This is a genomic window from Thermoactinomyces intermedius, assembly GCF_013912365.1.
In the GTDB taxonomy this organism is placed as follows: domain Bacteria; phylum Bacillota; class Bacilli; order Thermoactinomycetales; family Thermoactinomycetaceae; genus Thermoactinomyces; species Thermoactinomyces intermedius.
In genome coordinates this window covers 1-1,668 of the sequence record NZ_JACETT010000092.1, presented here as the reverse complement: position 1 = coordinate 1,668, position 1,668 = coordinate 1, and the positions used below count along the sequence as shown (strand labels likewise).

Sequence of the window (1,668 nt, the reverse complement as noted above, 5' to 3'; positions counted from 1 at the left end):
CATCGTGGAAGTCACCGTCACAAGGATCCATTCCCTGAGACCGAGCGGAACCGTGTGGAAGACCGGCCCGAGCGGCGGATAATAAATCACACCCAGCAAGAGAACAACCGACGACAACACCGCCAACACCAACATGGGATTATCCAGCGGCGTGCGTTGGAAAATCGTTCCTTGCGAACGGCAATCAAACACATAAATCAACTGGGAAAGGACCAGCGTGGCAAAGGCAACCGTTTGTGCCCGCACCAGATTTTCCGGTGTTTCGATATAAGAAATCCAAAAAGCAGCCAAAGAACAAACCCCGATAAACAGACCACGGGTCACAATTTTCCATCCGACGCCGCGGGCAAAAATGCTTTCCCGGCTGTCGCGCGGCGGCCGCTGCATCGCATTTTCCTCCGCCGGATCCACACCGAGGGCCATGGCCGGCAATCCGTCCGTCACCAGATTCACCCATAAGATCTGGATCGGTACTAGCGGCAAAGGCAAACTTGCCAACATCGCCAAAAACATGATCAAAATCTCCCCGACATTGCTTGCCAACAAATAACTGATGAATTTCCGGATATTTTCATAAATATTCCGGCCCTCTTCCACAGCTGCAACGATGGTGGCAAAATTGTCATCGGCCAGGATGAGCGAAGAGGCTTCCTTGGACACATCCGTCCCCATGCCACCCATGGCAATCCCGATATCTGCCGCTTTAATCGCCGGGGCATCATTCACTCCGTCGCCCGTCATCGCGACAACATGTCCTTTTTTCTGCAATGCTTTGACAATCCGCAGTTTATGTTCGGGCGAGACGCGTGCATACACATCCACATCATTGACAATCCGGATAAACTCTTCATCCTTCATATTGTAAAGATCTTGTCCGGTCAGTGTCAAACCGCCGGGCCGCTTGATCTTCAGCTCGGTGGCGATGGCTTCGGCCGTCGCCTGATGATCCCCGGTAATCATGACCGTCTTGATCCCGGCCTGCCGGCTCTGCTGGATGGCTTCTTTCACGCCGGGACGGGGCGGATCCATCATGCCCGTCAGGCCGACAAAAATCAAGCGCTGTTCCATTTGCCAATCCTTTAAGTCCGTATTTACCGGTTTCGGTTTGATTTCCCGGTAGGCAAAGGCGAGATTCCGCAAAGCTTTGGCTGCCAATTGCTCATTCATTTGCATGATTTTTTTGCGCTTGGTTTCCGTCAAAGGCACCACTTTCCCATCCACCAGAAGATGGGTGCATTTATTCAACAGGACATCCGGCGCCCCTTTGGAAAAAAGAAAATGTTTTCCTGCCTGTTTCACCCATACCGACATCATTTTGCGCTCGGAATCAAAAGGATATTCTTTCACCCGTTCCCACGTTTTGTCCAAATGATTCCGGTCCAATCCCGCTTTTTTCGCAACAACCAGCAGCGCTCCTTCCGTGGGATCGCCGTCCAATTCCCATTGGTTCTTTTTGTTTAATAACCCTTTTTTGCTTTTTTGGATAAAAGCCGCATTATTGCATAAGGCCGCAATCTCCATCAGCCTTTTCAAGGAATCCCACTTTTGGACATTCACTTTTGTCTTTTCCAACAAAATGTCTCCCTCGGGGTCATACCCGTTCCCGGTCACTTGAAACAGCACCTGGTCCGCCCAAATGTGGGTCACCATCATTTTGTTTTGCGTCAA

General features: G+C 50.9%; 1 protein-coding gene. It reads right to left on the bottom strand.

The window, feature by feature from the left end:
* Positions 1-1,668 (bottom strand): cation-translocating P-type ATPase (locus H1R82_RS14300; protein ID WP_181821713.1); only part of this gene is annotated, 1,668 nt, incomplete at both ends.